A 15,416-nucleotide genomic window follows, 5' to 3' on the forward strand; every position below is an offset into this window, starting at 1 on the left:
GTTAGGGGGCGATTAGGGGTGGGTCGCCACATCTTTGATCGATAGCCTGTTCGCGCAGGTGAAAGCCCGGAATCGGGCCGCATCCCACCTTCGCCGGTTTCCGGCGGCGAAGCAACGGCAAGGTTTGGAGTAAGTGGTGCGCGTACTAATCACATGCTATCCGGTGACTTCGCATTTCTATGTGCTGGTCCCGCTCGCCTGGGCCCTGCGCACGGCCGGCCACGAAGTGGTCGTGGCCGCCCGCCCGGACATCCACGACGACATTGTCAAGGCGGGTCTGACCGCCGTGACGGTCGGCGACGAGATGGACATGACGCGACTCGTCAGCTCGCTCGATGAGCTGCCGGACGACGGCACGCCGTACGGCATGGGCTACGACATCGCCGAGACCCGGCCGGAGCTGCTGACGCTCGACTACGTCAAGGGCGCGCTCGGCCTCCACTGCTGCATCATCCCCGACTACCTGGCCAACGAGGCGATGCTCACCGATCTCGTCGCGTTCGCCGAGCACTGGAAGCCGGACCTGGTGATCTGGGACTTCCTGACCTTCCCCGGCCCCATCACCGCCAAGGCCGTCGGCGCGGCGCACGCCCGCGTGCTCGTCGGCGTCGACCATGCCATGCGGATGCGCGCGCGGTTCCACGAGCTGCGCGCGCAGGATCCCGACGGGCCGCAGGACGACCCGGTGGCAGACTGGCTGGCCGCGCGGGGCGCGCCCTTCGGGGTGGACTTCGACGAGGAGCTGCTGACGGGCCAGGTGACGCTCGACCCGTACCCGCCGTTCCTCAGCATCCCGCTGGACCTGCCGACCGTACCCGTCCGGTTCACCTCCTACAACGGGTCGTCCACGTACCCGGACTGGCTGCTCGAACCGCCGACCCGCAAGCGCGTGTGCCTGTCGCTCGGGGCCAGCTCGCGCGTCGCCGGCGTCCACGACACCGACAAGATCCAGCAGCTGCTCCGGGCCATGGGAGAGCTGGACGCCGAGGTGATCGCCACTCTCAACGCAGACCAGCTGCAGGGCGTGACCGTGCCGGACAACGTCCGCGTCTTCGACTTCGTGCCGCTGAACGCCCTGCTGCCGAGCTGCGACGCCATCGTCAACCACGTCGGCTACGGCACGATGGGCACCGCCCTGATTCACGGCGTGCCCCAGGTCATGGCCCCGGAGAATCTGTGGGGCGAGTCGATGCTGGCGCGGCGCATCGAGGAGCGCGGCGCCGGCATCTGCATCCCGCCGGACGAGGTGACGCCCGAGTCGATCGCCGGCGCCCTGCGCCGCGTGCTGGAGGACCCGTCGTTCAAGACCGCCGCCGAGCAACTGCAGAAGGACCAGCAGACGGTGCCGACACCCGCGGAAGCCGTCCACGAGCTGGAGCGGCTGGTCGAACGGCGCCGCCGCTGACGTGACCGCGGGCGGGCCGGCCCGCCCGCGGTGCTCTCGACGAACCGTCGCGTCCCCCTGAGGAGCCTCATGTCATCGACCGTCCCACCCTCTCCAGCGTCCTCGCCCGCCGCGTCGTCCGCCCGCCCGTGGCGGACCGCCTTCCTGGCGGGAATGGGCGCCTACCTCGACGCCGGCGCCACCATCAGCACCGGCACGGTCCTCGTCCTGTACCAGTCAGCTCTGCAGCTCGACGACGCGACCATCGGCATGATCTCCGGCCTGCTCACGTTCTGCTTCGCCGCCGGCGCGGTCGTCGGCGGCCGGCTCGGCGACCGGTTCGGCCGGCGCCGGGTGTTCATCCTGACGATGTCGCTCTACGTGGTCGGCATGGCGGTCCTCACCGGCGCCGCCGCGCCGGCCATGCTGTACGCCGGCGTGGTGCTGGTCGGCTTCGCCATCGGCGCGGATGTGCCGGTGTCGCTGGCCTTGATCGCGGAGGAGGCGCCGAAGGGCAAGAAGGGCCGGATGATCGGGCTGTCCGGCCTGCTCTGGCTGATCGGCACGATCGTGCCCGGCATCCTCACCATCGTGGTCTCCCACATGGGCGCGATGGGCGCCCGGATCCTGTACGGACAGCTGCTGGTCACCGCGGTCATCGTGCTGGTGTTCCGGCTGGGCCTGCGCGAGTCGGCCGAGTGGTCGGCCGCGCAGCGCCGCACCGCGGACCTGATCGATGCCGGCCGCTCGGAGGAGATCCAGTTCGCCGCCCTGCGGCAGCTCTTCGCGCCGCCGGTGGTCATCACCGTGCTGGCGACGGGCCTGTACTACGCGATCTGGAACCTCGACGCGAACACCTTCGGCCAGTTCAGCACCTTCATCTGGGTCAACCTGGCGCACCAGAGCGTCGAGTCGCTGGCGATCTTCGGCTTCGTCGCCCTGCCGATCTCCCTCGCCGGCATGCTGATCTTCCTGCGCGTCGTGGACCGGCCGGCGCGCCGGGGCTGGTTCGTCTTCGGCACGGTCGTCTCAGTGATCGGCTTCGCGTTGCCGCTGCTTCTCGGGCCCACGGCGGTGGCCATCGCGGGAACGCTGATCCTGTCGGCGGTGGGCGCGTCGTTCTCCGGGGACCTGATGTACAAGGTGTGGACCCAGGAGCTGGTGCCCACCCTGCTGCGCAGCACCGCTCAGGGCATCACGCTGGGGTTCGCGCGGGTGCTCGCGGCGCTGTTCGCGGTGGTGACGCCGACCCTGGCGACCAACAACCCGACGGTGCTGTTCTCGCTGCTGCTGAGCTTCTCCGTGGTGGCCGCGGGCATCGGCCTGTACTGGATCCCGCGCCTGCCGAAGGCGACCGAGCTGGAGAGTCCGGTCGCCGCCACCCCGCCCGCCGGGACGCCGGTCTGATCCCGCTCACGGTACGGCCCTGGACAGGGGGTGTCCCGCCCGGCGACATGCGCACCGGGCGGGACACCCGCGTGCCGGCACCCCGCGGTCCCCGCCCGGCCGGCTCTGTCATCGGGTAGGAACGGACGATGACGCGAGGGCGGCGACGGTGCGGGTCAGGGCCTCGCGCAACGGCACCTCCGGGCGCCAGCCGGTGACCCGGCGAAACGCCGAGGAGTCGACCTCCACGCTGTGGAAGTCGGTGCTGCGCGCCGCGCCCGCGGGCGGCTCGACGACCGTCACCGGCACCGGCGGCAGGCCGGTGTGCTCGGACACCACCTCGGCGATCAGCGCGAACACGTCGCCGAGCCGCCGGGCCGCGCCGGTGCCCAGCAGCCAGTGCCTGCCTGCCAGCGGCTCGACGTTGTCCAGCGCGGCGGCGAAGGCGCGGACCACGTCGTCGACGTAGAGCAGGTCACGCAGGACCGAGCCGTCGTTCCACATCGTCAGCGGCCGGCCCTCGAGCGCGCGGCGCGCCATCGCGGACACCACTCCCCTGTCGGCCGCCGTCGAGTCCGCGCCATGGCCGAACACTGTGGGCAGTCGCAGGGAGATCCCGCGCACCGCGCCCTCGGCCGTGGCCTTCTTGACGACCTCCTCGGCACGCAACTTCTGCCGGTCGTAGGCCGTCTCCGGCAGGTCCGGCTCCGTGCCGTCGATCCGTATCCGTTCCGTCGCGCCGGCCTGCGCCGTCGTCCCGGCGAACAGCACGGCCGGCGGTCCGGCCGTGCTGCCGGCCGTGCCGTCCGCGAGCACGTCCACGAGGTCGCGGACGAGGCCGACGTTGACGCGCTCGGACTCGGGGTCGTCGTCGGCGCCGCGCCAGCTCTTGCCGCCTGACAGTGCCGCGACCAGGTGGACGACCGCGTCCGCGTCCCGTACGGCCTCAGCGAGCCGGTCCTTGACGGTCAGGTCGGCCGAGCGCGACTCGACGTCGGCGACCGGGGCGGAGGGCAGGAGCGGCGGCCGCCGTGCCACGGTCCGCAGCCGGACCGGCCGCTTGGCCAGCTCCCTGGTGACGGCCGAGCCGATGAACCCGGACGCGCCGAGGACCACCACCAGCGGCCGGTCGGCCGCCGTCACGACCGGCCCTCGATCGCCAGGCAGGTGGCGTACTCGGGCAGCATGCCGCGGACACGCGCCTCGGCCAGCGTGGGGGCGGCGGTGTCGCGCTCGGACATGATCGGCGCGGGCTCGGCGGGGATCGGCAGTCCCAGCGCCGGGTCCAGCGGCGTCAGGGCCAGCTCATGTTCCGGCACGTATGCGCTGGAGACGAGGTACGACATGACCGTGTCGTCCTCCAGCGCGACGAAGGCGTGGCCGACGCCTACGGGCAGGTACGTGGCACGGAAGTCGTCCTGGTCGAGCGTCACCGAGTCCCAGCGGCCGAACGTCGGCGAGCCCACCCTGATGTCGACGACGATGTCCAGCGCCCTGCCGCGCGGGCAGTACACGTACTTGGCCGAGCCCGGGGGCGTCACGGTGAAGTGCACGCCGCGGACCACGCCCCGGCGTGACCTGCTGTGGTTGCTCTGCGCGACGCGGAACAGCGGCCGGCCCACCGCCTCGGCGAACGCCGCCTCCTGGAACGGCGACAGGAACAGCCCCCGCTCGTCCGGGAAGACCTGGGGGGTGAACTCGAACGCGCCGTCCACGTTCAACGCACGTGCCTTCATACTCGCCCTTCCTCGACATCCGTGGCTTGCTGCGACGACCGTGGCTCAGCCACGGCAGGCGACGAAGAGGCCGCGGCCGGAGTGCAGGCCCTCGATGTACTCGACGGCGAGACCGGCCCCGGCGAACGCCGCCTCGTACTCCGCCCGGCTGAACAGCCGGCCCAGGTGAACCTCCGAGAAGTGCCGCACGCCATCGCCCGGGGTGGCGATCACGTGGTGCACCTCCGTACGCGAGCAGTCGCCCTCGCGCCTGCCGTGAGACACCCGGGCGACGGTCCGCTCGCCGACGGTCACCACGTCGCCCGCGACGTAGCCGTCACTGAAGGTCTCGGGGAACCACCACGGGTCCACCGCGACCACACCGCCCGGCGACAGGTGACGGGCGAAGCATTGCAGGGTCCGCGTCAGCTCCGCGGCGGATTCCACATGCCCGATCGCCCCGGTCATGCAGGTCACCACGTCGAAGCGACGACCGAGGTCGAAGGCGCGCATGTCGCCGTGGTACCAGACGCACGGCAGGTCCTTGACCCGGGCCACGGCCAGCATGTCCTGCGACAGCTCCAGCCCGGCCACATCCTCGAACAGGTCCGCGAACTCCTCCAGGTGGGCGCCGGTGCCGCAGCCGACGTCCAGCAGCGACCGGGCGTCCGGCAGCAGCGAGCGGGCGCGGCGGGCGACCTCCTCGGCCTCCGCCCGGTAGTCCCGGCCGCGGCCCCGGTACATCAGGTCAGAAATCTCCGCATAGTCCGTGCCGTACACGTTTCTCCTCTTCCATTCGATTTCCGGTCGTGTCCCGCACCGGTCAGAGCCGTTCCAGCACCTGGCGGAGCGCGCTGATCACCTTGTCCTGCAGGTCCGGGGTGAGGGAGGCGTACATGGGCAGGGAGAAGATCTCCTTGGCCAGCGACTCGGTGACGGGCAGCGACCCGGTGGCGTAACCGAGGTGGGCGAAGCCCGTCATCGTGTGGACCGGCCACGGATAGCTGATGTTGAGCGAGATGTCGTAGCCCTTGAGCGCCTCGATGATGGCGTCCCGCCGTGGGTGGCGGACCACGTAGACGTAGTAGACGTGGTCGTTGCCCGGAGCGATGGCCGGCAGCACCAGGCCGCTCTCCCCCGTCAGGTCGCCCAGTCCTTCGGCGTAGCGACGGGCGACCTCGCGCCGCGCGGCGATGTAACCGTCGAGACGGCGCAGCTTGCGGCGCAGGATCTCGGCCTGCACGGCGTCCAGCCGGCAGTTGTGCCCTGGGGTCGCCACCACGTAGTAGGTCTCCTCCATGCCGTAGTAGCGCAGGCGGCGCAGGTTCCGGTCGACGTCGTCGCGGGCCGTGACGACGGCGCCGCCGTCGCCGTAGGCGCCGAGGACCTTCGTCGGGTAGAAGGAGAAGGCCGCCGCGTCGCCCATGGTGCCGGCCAGCCGGCCGTGATGGCGCGCACCGTGAGCCTGGGCGCAGTCCTCCAGCAGCGCCAGCCCGTGTGCCTCGGCCAGGCGCCGCAGCGGCGCCATGTCGACGCACTGCCCGTACAGGTGCACCGGCACGACGGCCCGCGTGCGCGGGGTGACGGCGGCCTCGACCTGGGCGGTGTCCATGAGATACGTGACGGGATCGACGTCGACGAAGACCGGGGTGGCACCCGCCTCGTCGATGGCCACGACGGTGGGCGCGGCCGTGTTGGACACGGTGATCACCTCGTCACCACGGCCCACGCCGAGCGCCTCCAGGCCGAGCTTGACCGCGTTGGTGCCGTTGTCCACGCCGACGCAGTGCGGCAGGCCGTGGTAGGCGGCGTACTCCCGCTCGAACCCCTCCACGCTGGGGCCCAGCACGAGCCGGCCGGAGCCGAACACGGTCTGCACGGCGTCGAGGATGTCCTCGCGCTCCTCGTGGTACTCCTCCAGGTAGCCCCACACGTAGGTGGTCACTGTTCAGCCTCCCGTGCTGTCTCGTCGGCCGCGGCGAAGCCCAGGAGCGTGAGCAAGGTGCGCACCTGGACGTTGAGGTGGTTGGCGTAGCACACCAAGGTCGTCAGCTGCCGCGCGGTCACCCACGCGAAGCGGTCGGGGACGTCGAGCGGGAAGTCCTCGCCGACGTCCACGATCAGGTAGCGGTTGCGAGCGTGGTAGAAGCGCCCGCCCTCCTCCGACTGGACGGTGTCGAGGAGGATCCGCTCGGGTGGGGCCGACAACACCTCGCCCAGGAACGCCGGCCGGCGGTTCGCGGGCAGGCCCGCGTAGCTGCCGGGCTGGCACTGGACGGTGGGCGCCATCTCGACGGCGTCGAGGCAGCCCGCCTCGGACCGGGCCTGGACGAGGTAGTGCCGGGTGCCGTCGACGCGGCGCGACAGCAGGGCGACGACCCCGGTGCCGGTCGGCGCCAGCATGGGCTGTGACCAGCGCTCGACCTCACGGCCGGTGGCCTCCACGTCGACGCCGATGACCGCGAAGTGCCGGTGCTCGCAGTGGTGGATCGACTCGGGGGTGCGCACCCAGTCGCGGACCTCGCGCAGCGGGATGCGCCGCCGGACGGTGGCGTCCCCGGCCTTGGCCTCGGTGAACCAGCTCAGCAGCTCGCGGTCGTCGTGGTGGGGGCGTTCTGGACCGCTGGGCAGCCGTGCGGCGACCAGGCCGGACAGCACGCTGCGGGCGTCCATGCCGACCAGGTCGTCACGCCGCAGCAGCGGGCCGAGGTCGTCCAGCGGCACCCAGTGGTGGCCGGGGAGCACGGGCACGTCGTCGCCCGGGGCGAGCAGGACGGCCATGTTGCGATTGCGCTTGGCGAGGAACCAGGACGCCTGCTCCGACTGGAGGGAGTCGAACAGGATTCGCCCGCGCCGGCGGCGGGTCGTTCCGAGGAACCTGTCGAGGTAGGGCACCGGCAGGCCGCCGTGGACGCGGGTGTAGTTGCTCCGGGTGGCCTGCACGGTGGGGGCGAGCTGGGTGCCGCCGGCGTTGCCCGGCTCGACCTTGGCCTGGAACAGGCCGTGCAGCCGACCGTCGACCTCCTTCAGCAGCAGCCCGAGCACGCCGTACTCCGGCTGGACGACCAGGGGCTGGTCCCAGGCATCGAACTCCAGTGACGAGTCGCGGATCCGGATGCCCTCCACGGTGAAGAACCGGCCGCTGCGGTGCCGCAGGTCGCCGGTCTCCGGGTCGGTGCGCCACTCACGCAACGTGTCCAGGGGGACCCGGCGCACGCGCAGCGTGTTCTCCCGGCGGCGCTCGGCGAGCCACGCGTCCACCGAGGGCACCTCCAGACGCGCCGGCGCCGTCACCGCGCGGTCCTGGCCGCCGGAGGGGTCCAGCCGGCCATGGAGTCCATGAAGCGCCGGGAGACCACCTCGGGCAGGAAGCCGCCGAGCCAGACGCCGCCGTTGCGGGCGGCCACGGCGAGCGGAGCTCTCATCTCGGCGAACCGGCCCATCCGGCGCGACATGCGGCTCATCCGGATGGTGCGGGGACGCCGGACGCGGTCGTAGCGGGCGAGGCCGGCGCGCAGCGCGTCCCAGTCGCCGGCGTCGCCGACGGTGTGGGCGAGCTCCACGGCGTCCTCCAGCGCCAGGTTGGCCACGCCCACGTTGGGCGCCATCGGGTGTGCGGCGTCGCCGACCAGGACGACCCGGCCGCGGGCGAAGCCGTCCAGCGGACGCGGCAGCTCCTCGATCTGGTCGAAGTAGGTGGTCTCGTGGGTCGCCCGGCACAGCATGAGCGGGATGGGGTCGTGCCAGTCTCCGAACAGCCGAGCCGGCCCGTCCGGGGAGTCGCGGACCGAGCGCCAGAGCGAGGAGCAGGCCAAGGCGGAGAAGTGCACCCGGTCGCCGGGTAACGGCAGGATCGACAGGCGCAGTCCCGCGCCCCACGTCTCAGCGGCGACGGGCGCCATCCCCGAGGCGGGGACGACGGCGCGCCAGCTGACGGCGCCGCAGGAGCGGACCGGAGGGTGGTCCGGGTACAGGCAGCGCCGCACGGCGGACCGGATGCCGTCGGCGCCGACGACCAGGTCGGAGGTCAGGGACTCGCCGGCGACGATCAGCTCGGCCGGGGTGGCCGCGTCGCCGGGCCTGATGTCCTCCACGCGAGCTCCGTAGCGCACGGTCCCCTCCGGCAGCGCCGCCTCCAGCGCCTGTGCCAGGTCGGTGCGCAGCAGGGAGCGGATCGACTCGCCGTAGCGCCGTTCGACGAACTCCAGCCGGCTGCGGGCGATGAACCTGCCGCTGGGCGCCCGCACGCCGCCTTCCTCCTGGACCACCGAGCACCGCCGCACGCTCTCCCCCACGCCGAGGGCGTTGAGGGCGTGCAGGCCGTTGGGGGTCAGTCCGATGCCGCCGCCGGTCGTCCGCAGGACGGGGCTCCGCTCGAATACGCGCACGGACCATCCCCGATTGGCCAGACCTATCGCAGTGGCGAGGCCGGCGATACCGGCCCCGACGATATGCGCGGTCCGCGTTTTTTTATTCATCCGAGAAACTCCCGTTCCCAGCGGCATATCGGTATAGTACTCAGTTATGTCTGGTTCTTTCGGTATTCGCGTGCGATTCTTCGCCCATCTGGAGGCGTGCCGACCCGACACAGTTTTCTACGTGGGATTAGTGGGAATGAGCGGCGCCATTCTTACCGATCCGGGAGCGGGGCCGGGCAGCCTATTACTCGCCTGGCTCGTCCCCACCCTCGCCTGGATAGCCTCGTTGTACGGCGGCGACTATTTCGACCGCGAACTCGACGCGAAAGTCAAGCCACACCGCCCGGTACCGTCCGGGCGCATTCCCGCGGCCACCGCCAAATACCTCATGATGGCGCTGATCGGGACCGGGGCGGTCCTCGCGGCGCTGGCCAATCCGTTCACCTTCCTCCTGGTGATCCCCGCCACCGTCTTCGGCATCGCGTACGCGAAGGTGCTGAAGGGGCGCGGCCTGTGGGGGAACGTCAGCCGCGGCCTGCCGACCGCGCTGACGCTGCTGTTCGGGTCGATGATGGTGCAGCCGCTGCCGGAGCCCGTGCTGCTGCCGCTGGCCCTGATGTTCTGGGTGCACGACTCGGGCTCCAACCTGCTGGGGGCGCTGTGCGACCGCGACGGTGACCGCGCCGGCGGCTACTTCAGCTACCCCGTCAAGCGTGGCGACGACGCGACCGTCCGCGCGCTGACGATGTTCTATCTCGGCTGGGTGTCCATCGGGCTGGGCTGGCCGCTGATCTCGCCGGCCACGAGCGGCGTCGATCTCCCCGTCTATTACCTCGCCCTTCTTCCGGCCGTGATTCTCGGCGGAATATCGCTCAAGCGGATCCTGGAGGCGCCCCGGCCCTTTCCGCGCCAGGTCGGGCTGCGCGCCCATGAGATCGTGGTTCTCGACCGGATATTCCTGGGTTCCTTCTTGATGGCGGCCGCCGGGCAGGTGGCCTTCGCCGTCGCCGTGGCGGCGCCATCGTTGCTTGCCACCGTCGTCGCGCGGCGGCTGATGCGGAGCCGGTACGAGCCGACTCCGCAGGTCAGCTGACGCGCAGCGCGTTCTTCGGGTCGCCCCCCTTGTACAGGCCGAGCACCAGCTCGTGGGAATAGCCGAGCAGTTCCTGGACGTCTTCCGCCAATTCCGCCGCCACGCGCGGCGGAACGCTGAGCGTGCTGTTCTCGATCGGGCGCAACCAGGCGACCTGGTAGGCCATCGAGAAGAAGTGCCGCACGTCGGAGTCGGTGGTGTTCGCGCCGCCGGCGTGGAACAGGTCGGCGCGGAACAGCAGCACGTCGCCCCGGTTCATCTCGGCCTGCACCGCGCCCTCCCAGCCGGGCGCCGCGTCGCTCGCCAGGCCGCCGTGGCTGTCGAGCACCACCCAGGTGGCCCCGTTGGCGGCGGTGAAGTCCGTCATCGCGGCGATGGCCGTCAACATGATCGGGTGCTCGCCCACCGGCATGTGCGGCCAGGCGACCGTGTCGCGGTGCAGCCCCTGCGCGGGCGCTCCGGGCCGGCGCTCGATGTACTCCGTCAGCGTCAGCAGGACGGTGTCCGACAGCGGCTTGAGCAGCCTGCGGGCACAGCCCAGGATGTCCGGATGGACGACCATCCCGGCGGCGCACGGGATGGCGCCGACGAGCAGGTGCAGCGCCGTGGCCGTGTCGGGACCCTGGTAGGTGCCGAGCATCGAGCGGGTCGTGTACTCCCACTCCTCCGGGTGGCTGCGCTTGTGCTCGGCGATCTGCCCGAGCAGGGTGTCGCACTCCTGCTCGGTGTAGGCATCGCAGAGGATGACCGCGCCGCGGTTCTTGACCGCGTCGTCCAGCTCCGCCGGGTCGTAGGGCGGCTTCAGGCGTGGGATGACGGCCGTGCCCGCGGTCGTTTCTGTCATGACAGTGCCTCCGTTGTCTCCATGGTTTTCAGCGGGCGGCCAGCGCGTTGCCGGGGTCTCCGCCCTTGTAGAGGCCGAGCACGTCTTCCGGCACGTAGCCGAGCAGTTCCCGCAGCTCCTCCGGCAGCTCGGCCGCCATGTCCGGCGGAACGCTCAGCGTGCCGTTGTCGACCGTACGCAGCCAGCCGACCTGGTATCCGGTCGAGAAGATGTGTCGCACGTCCGAGTCGCTGTGGTTCGCGCCACCGGCGTGGAAGAGGTCCGCGCGGAACATCAGCGCGTCGCCCTGTCCCATCTCGGCCTGCACCGCGCTGCTCCAGTCCGGCGCCGGATCGGTGGCCGGACCGCCATGGCTGTCGAGAACCGCCCAGGTCCCGCCGTTCTCGGCGGTGAAGGGGCTCATGGCGGCCATCACCGTGAGTGCGATCGGGTGCTCGCCGACGGGGACGTGCCGCCAGGAGAAGGTGTCGCGGTGCAGCTCCTGCCGGGGCGCGCCAGGCCGGCGGGCCATGTACTCGGCCACGGTCATCAGCACGGTGCTCGACTTGGGGCGCAGCAGCCGGCGCGCGCACCCCAGCAGGTCCTCGTGCAGCACCATGGAGGCCGCGCACGGCACCCTTCCGATGAGTGCGTGCAGCGAGGAGGTCGTCTCGCCCTGGAAACTCGCGAGGACGGAACCGGCCGCGTAGTCGGCCTCCTCCGGATGGGTCCGCAGGAATGCGGACACCTGGGTGAGGAACGTCTCGCACTCCTCGCGCGAGTACGCCTCGACGAGGATCGCGGCGCCGCGGTTCTTGACCGCGTCGTCCAGCTCCTCCGGGTCGTAGGGGCGCTTGAGTCGCGGGACCGCGCCCGGCTGGGTACTCATGCTGTTCACAACGGCCTCTCGGTTCGGATGTTCACCAGGTGACGGGGAGCCGCTTGATGCTGACGTCCATCCCGTCGCAGCTCCACTCAAGTTCGGCGGGCGGCACGGCCAGCCGGATGCCGGGGATCTTCGTGATGAGGGTGCCCAGCGCCACCTCCAGCTCCATGCGCGCCAGCGCGGCGCCGAGACAGTGATGGATGCCGTGCCCGAACGCCAGGTGCGGCCCGCGCTCGGCGCCCGCGGAGATCGCGGTGGGGTCCGGGAAGGCCCCCGGGTCGCGGTTGGCGCCGGCACGCGAGATGATCACGGTGTCGCCCCGGGCGATGCGCACGCCGCAGATCTCCACGTCCTGCTGGGCGATGCGGTTGATGCCGACCTCCTCGTCCTGCAGGCGCAGCAGCTCCTCGACAAGCCGGGTCGTCTCGATCTGGCCGGCCCGCACCTGAGCCATCACCTGCGGGCTGCCCAGCAGCCTGAGCAGCGCGTGCGAGATCGCCGAGGCCGTGGTGACGTACCCGGCCATGAGCAGGCCCATGGCCATGGCCGCGATCTCCAGCCGGGTGAGCCCGTCCGGCTCGCCCGAGTGCCGGGCGAGGTCGCTGACGAGGTCGGTGCCGTCCGGCTTGCCGTCCACGAGCTTGACGACGAACTGCTGCAGGTCGAGGAAGGCCGCGCCCATCTCCTCGTCCGAGCCGCCCTCGACGGAGCGCAGGATGAGGTCCGACCAGCGGCGGAACCGTCCCCGGTCCTCGGCGGCGATGCCGAGCAGCTCGGAGATCATCGTGATCGGCAGGGGGTAGGCCAGCGCCTCCATGACGTCGGCCTCCGGTCCCCTGGCCAGCATCTGGTCGACGAGGTCGGCGGCCACCGGCATCGCGCGCCGCCGCAGCTCGGCCACCCGGCGGGCGGTGAACGCCCGGGTGACGCTGCGACGCAGCCGGGTGTGCTCCGGTGGGTCCTTCAGGAACATGAACCCGGCCGCGAGGTTGTCCTCGCTCTCGGTCATCGGCACCGTACCCGGGTACTGGGTGCCGAAGGCCGGGTGCCCGAGCAGCGTCCTGACCTCGTCGTAGCGGGTGACCAGCCAAGCCTGTCGGCCGTCGGCCAGCTGGACCCGGTGCAGCGGCCCTGCCGCGCGCAACTCCGCGAGGGCCGGCGGCGGCTCGATCGCCGAGGTCCGGGGGAACGGATAGGCGGGCAGGGGCGTTGCCGCGTGTTCGTCCTGCATGATGTGCGTTACCTGTCCCCTCGTCTCAGCTTTCCGCTTGCCCGGCCAGCTCGCGCTCGACCGTGTCGGCGAACTCGCCGCCGCGTCGGTCGCTGAGCAGCGTGCGCCGGAACTCCGCCAGCCGGCGTGCCATGTCGGCGTCGTCCACCACGCTCTTGACGGTCTTCGCCAGTTCCGCACCGGTGAACGGCTCGCGCAGCCGTACGCCCAGGCCGAGCCGCTCCACACTGTCGGCGACGGCGTGCTGCTCGCCGATCTGCGGCGCGATCAGCACCGGCACGCCCTGCGCGAGCGCCTCCACCGTGCTGGTCAGACCGCCATGGGAGATGGACACCGCCGCGTGCTGGAGCGTGTCGATCATCGGCAACCTGGCGCGCATCAACACCCGGCCGGAGACCGGCCCGACGTCCTCGGGCCGCACCTTGTCACCGAGCGCCACGGCGGCATGCCAGCCGAGCTGCTCGAGGCCCTCGACGCAGGCCCGGAAGAAGCCGGTCTTGTTCTGCTCGTTGAACACCGTGCCGAGCGAGACCGCGGCCAGCGGCCTGGCCGCGCGCAGCCACGGCACATCCGGCGACTCCTCGGGCGGCCGGATGCACGGCGCCACGAACGTGTAGCGGGAGTCGAACGTCTCGCCGCGCGGCTGCAACGAGCGCGGGAACAGCGCGATGTTGCGCTCGGCCTGGCTCTCGAAGAATTCCATCGGCGAGATCGAGCCGAGGCCGACGCCGTCGAGGAAGTCCGCCGCCTCCGCGAAGAAGCCGCGCATCGACTCCTCGTCGTCGGTACGGGACTGGTAGTCCTGGTGCAGCGAGAAGTGCTCGTTGGAGGCGAAGATCGGCCACGTGCGGACCAGCGGGAGGTCGAAACGACGGCTGACGAGCCAGCCCGCCATGTTGAGCACGTCGGAGACCAGCAGGTCGGGCGGGTCGGCGCGGACGACTCGTTCCAGGGCCGCGAACGAGGCCCTGGTCTCCTGGAGCATGAGCCGCAGCACCTTGCTCATGTCGGCCAGCTCGGCCCGGCCGACGTCGGAGTCCATCGGCGAGTCGTACGGGACGGGGTCGGCGACCTTGGCCACCTCTGCGGCGAAGCGCGGCGAGGCCAGGCAACTCACCCGGTGACCGCGCCGGCGCAGCTCGGCCGCGCCGTACAGGACGGGGTAGGTGTGGCCCCACGCCGGGATCGTGGCGAACAGGATGTGACGTCCCATCACACCTCTCCCCCGGCCGGGGCGAGGCTCACGCCCACCATCAGACGCTCGGGGAAGCGGTCGCCCAGCATGTTCTGCCGCCACGGGACCTCGTCCCAGCGCTCCAGCAGCTCGAAGCAGATGCCTGACTCCACCAGGGCGTCCACCGCGATCTGCAGTTCGAGCCGGGCGAGGTTGGCGCCCAGGCATCGATGGATCCCGAAGCCGAAGGCGATGTGCCGGGACAGGCCCTCCCGGTGCGGATCGAACGTGCCGGGCCGGTCGAACATCGACTCGTCCCGGTTGGCGGCGATCAGCGGCGCCACCACGATGTCGCCCTTGTTGATGGTGGTGCCGCCGACCTCGAAGCTGCCGGCGGCGAAGCGCGGCATGGACTCGCCGTTGTCGCCGGACTGGATCCGCAGCACTTCCTCGACGAACAGCTTGGATTGCTCCCGCACGTCGGGCGCGGCCCGCAGCCGGTCCATCCAGCCGTCCTCGACCAGATGCCGGACGGCGACCGCGATCGCGTTGGCGGTGCTGACGTAGCCGGCGACGGGCAGCCCGAGCACCATGGTGGTGACCTCGACGTCGGTCAGCTTCTCGTCGACCGTCTGGGAGCTGATCAGGTGGCCGATGAGGTCGGCACGCGGGTCGTGGTTCTCCCGGCGCCTGCGGGCGATCAGCGCCATCACGTAGTCGTTGAGCGTGTGCCAGCCCTCTCTCGCCTCCGCGCCGCCGTTCTCGTGCATGGGGACGAGGAGCTTGTCGGACCCGCGACGGAACATGTCGCGGTCGGGGGCCGGCACGCCGACCACCTCGCCGATGACGTTGATGGTCAGCGGCTTGGCGAAGCGCTCCATGAGGTCGATCGGCCCGTCCGCGGTCTTCATCGACTCGATGAGCGCGTACGCCGTCTTCTGGATGGCGTCCCGATACTGCTCGACCCGGCCGACCGCGAAGGGACCGGCGACCAGGCCGCGCAGCCGGGTGTGCTCGGGCGGGTCCTGGAAGATCGACTCGTTGGCCTCGTAGGTGCCGCTGCCGCTCTCCATGTCGATCGGCTGGACGCTGAACGTCTGACTGCCCAGCACGGCCCGGATGTCCTTGTACCGAGTCACCAGCCAGGCCGGCTCGCCGCCCGCGGTCCGCACGCGGGAGACGGGACATTCGGCGCGCAGGGCGCTCCAGTCCATGTGATCGATGTCGACGGGCCGGAACCGCTCGACCGGCGGCGGCTCACGGGACATCTTGACCTCTGCTGGCTCTTCCGATGCCATCGTTGTCT

The 15,416-nt window shown here is 71.1% G+C and carries 14 protein-coding genes; 3 read left to right on the plus strand and 11 right to left on the minus strand.

What is annotated here, in order from left to right:
- Positions 1 to 136: 136 nt before the first annotated feature.
- On the plus strand, positions 137 to 1,405 hold the full coding sequence (locus tag E1286_RS05555; RefSeq protein ID WP_281282623.1) for an activator-dependent family glycosyltransferase: 1,269 nt from the start codon (positions 137 to 139) through the stop codon (positions 1,403 to 1,405).
- A gap of 69 nt (positions 1,406 to 1,474) precedes the next feature.
- Complete coding sequence (locus E1286_RS05560) at positions 1,475 to 2,791, plus strand: MFS transporter (protein WP_132609352.1); 1,317 nt, start codon at positions 1,475 to 1,477, stop codon at positions 2,789 to 2,791.
- Between the two features lie 108 nt (positions 2,792 to 2,899).
- Here the strand turns inward: E1286_RS05560 and E1286_RS05565 are convergent, their stop codons facing one another.
- Genes E1286_RS05565 through E1286_RS05590 form a run of 6 tightly spaced genes read right to left on the minus strand, consistent with a single transcriptional unit; the run spans position 2,900 to position 8,990 of the window.
- Positions 2,900 to 3,913 carry an NAD-dependent epimerase/dehydratase family protein gene (locus E1286_RS05565; RefSeq protein WP_132609354.1) on the minus strand — a complete coding sequence of 338 codons (1,014 nt, stop codon included), beginning with the start codon at positions 3,911 to 3,913 and terminating at the stop codon, positions 2,900 to 2,902.
- The gene (locus E1286_RS05570; protein ID WP_132609356.1) at positions 3,910 to 4,506 is read right to left on the minus strand and encodes a dTDP-4-dehydrorhamnose 3,5-epimerase family protein; all 597 of its coding nucleotides are present in this window, start codon (positions 4,504 to 4,506) and stop codon (positions 3,910 to 3,912) included. The genes E1286_RS05565 and E1286_RS05570 overlap by 4 nt, the downstream gene beginning before the upstream one ends.
- A gap of 45 nt (positions 4,507 to 4,551) precedes the next feature.
- Entirely contained in the window at positions 4,552 to 5,265 is a 714-nt protein-coding gene (locus tag E1286_RS05575) for a class I SAM-dependent DNA methyltransferase (protein WP_132609358.1), read from the minus strand.
- Positions 5,266 to 5,308: 43 nt separating this feature from the next.
- Positions 5,309 to 6,430 carry a DegT/DnrJ/EryC1/StrS family aminotransferase gene (locus tag E1286_RS05580; RefSeq protein WP_132609360.1) on the minus strand — a complete coding sequence of 374 codons (1,122 nt, stop codon included), beginning with the start codon at positions 6,428 to 6,430 and terminating at the stop codon, positions 5,309 to 5,311.
- Positions 6,427 to 7,779 carry an NDP-hexose 2,3-dehydratase family protein gene (locus tag E1286_RS05585; RefSeq protein ID WP_246074477.1) on the minus strand — a complete coding sequence of 451 codons (1,353 nt, stop codon included), beginning with the start codon at positions 7,777 to 7,779 and terminating at the stop codon, positions 6,427 to 6,429. Before E1286_RS05585 ends, E1286_RS05580 begins: the two co-directional genes overlap by 4 nt.
- Positions 7,776 to 8,990: an FAD-dependent oxidoreductase gene (locus E1286_RS05590; protein WP_132609362.1), complete on the minus strand. Its 1,215-nt coding sequence runs from the start codon at positions 8,988 to 8,990 to the stop codon at positions 7,776 to 7,778. The genes E1286_RS05585 and E1286_RS05590 overlap by 4 nt, the downstream gene beginning before the upstream one ends.
- Before the next feature lie 94 nt (positions 8,991 to 9,084).
- Here E1286_RS05590 and E1286_RS05595 point away from each other — a divergent pair, with 94 nt between their 5' ends.
- The gene (locus tag E1286_RS05595) at positions 9,085 to 9,996 is read left to right on the plus strand and encodes a UbiA family prenyltransferase (RefSeq protein ID WP_223189573.1); all 912 of its coding nucleotides are present in this window, start codon (positions 9,085 to 9,087) and stop codon (positions 9,994 to 9,996) included.
- Here the strand turns inward: E1286_RS05595 and E1286_RS05600 are convergent.
- From E1286_RS05600 to E1286_RS05620, 5 genes are read right to left on the minus strand one after another with little or no spacing between them, the layout of a single operon-like run.
- Positions 9,989 to 10,840 carry a phytanoyl-CoA dioxygenase family protein gene (locus E1286_RS05600; RefSeq protein WP_132609366.1) on the minus strand — a complete coding sequence of 284 codons (852 nt, stop codon included), beginning with the start codon at positions 10,838 to 10,840 and terminating at the stop codon, positions 9,989 to 9,991. The genes E1286_RS05595 and E1286_RS05600 overlap by 8 nt on opposite strands.
- 28 nt (positions 10,841 to 10,868) lie before the next feature.
- Complete coding sequence (locus tag E1286_RS05605; RefSeq protein WP_132609368.1) at positions 10,869 to 11,708, minus strand: phytanoyl-CoA dioxygenase family protein; 840 nt, start codon at positions 11,706 to 11,708, stop codon at positions 10,869 to 10,871.
- A 31-nt stretch (positions 11,709 to 11,739) separates the two neighbouring features.
- Positions 11,740 to 12,936: a cytochrome P450 gene (locus tag E1286_RS05610; protein WP_132609370.1), complete on the minus strand. Its 1,197-nt coding sequence runs from the start codon at positions 12,934 to 12,936 to the stop codon at positions 11,740 to 11,742.
- Positions 12,937 to 12,961: 25 nt separating this feature from the next.
- Entirely contained in the window at positions 12,962 to 14,149 is a 1,188-nt protein-coding gene (locus tag E1286_RS05615; protein ID WP_165969591.1) for a nucleotide disphospho-sugar-binding domain-containing protein, read from the minus strand.
- Complete coding sequence (locus E1286_RS05620) at positions 14,149 to 15,408, minus strand: cytochrome P450 (RefSeq protein ID WP_132609374.1); 1,260 nt, start codon at positions 15,406 to 15,408, stop codon at positions 14,149 to 14,151. Before E1286_RS05620 ends, E1286_RS05615 begins: the two co-directional genes overlap by 1 nt.
- Between the last annotated feature and the right edge of the window lie 8 nt (positions 15,409 to 15,416).

Source organism: Nonomuraea terrae (assembly GCF_004348995.1).
Lineage (GTDB): Bacteria > Actinomycetota > Actinomycetes > Streptosporangiales > Streptosporangiaceae > Nonomuraea > Nonomuraea terrae.

Bases quoted from the DNA above. Each gene is read 5' to 3' on its own strand.
- E1286_RS05560 (WP_132609352.1), top strand. From the start codon at position 1,475: ATGTCATCGACCGTCCCACCCTCTCCAGCGTCCTCGCCCGCCGCGTCG.
- E1286_RS05570 (WP_132609356.1), bottom strand. From the start codon at position 4,506: ATGAAGGCACGTGCGTTGAACGTGGACGGCGCGTTCGAGTTCACCCCC.
- E1286_RS05590 (WP_132609362.1), bottom strand. From the start codon at position 8,990: ATGCCGCTGGGAACGGGAGTTTCTCGGATGAATAAAAAAACGCGGACC.
- E1286_RS05600 (WP_132609366.1), bottom strand. From the start codon at position 10,840: ATGACAGAAACGACCGCGGGCACGGCCGTCATCCCACGCCTGAAGCCG.
- E1286_RS05605 (WP_132609368.1), bottom strand. From the start codon at position 11,708: ATGAGTACCCAGCCGGGCGCGGTCCCGCGACTCAAGCGCCCCTACGAC.
- E1286_RS05610 (WP_132609370.1), bottom strand. From the start codon at position 12,936: ATGCAGGACGAACACGCGGCAACGCCCCTGCCCGCCTATCCGTTCCCC.
- E1286_RS05615 (WP_165969591.1), bottom strand. From the start codon at position 14,149: ATGGGACGTCACATCCTGTTCGCCACGATCCCGGCGTGGGGCCACACC.
- E1286_RS05620 (WP_132609374.1), bottom strand. From the start codon at position 15,408: ATGGCATCGGAAGAGCCAGCAGAGGTCAAGATGTCCCGTGAGCCGCCG.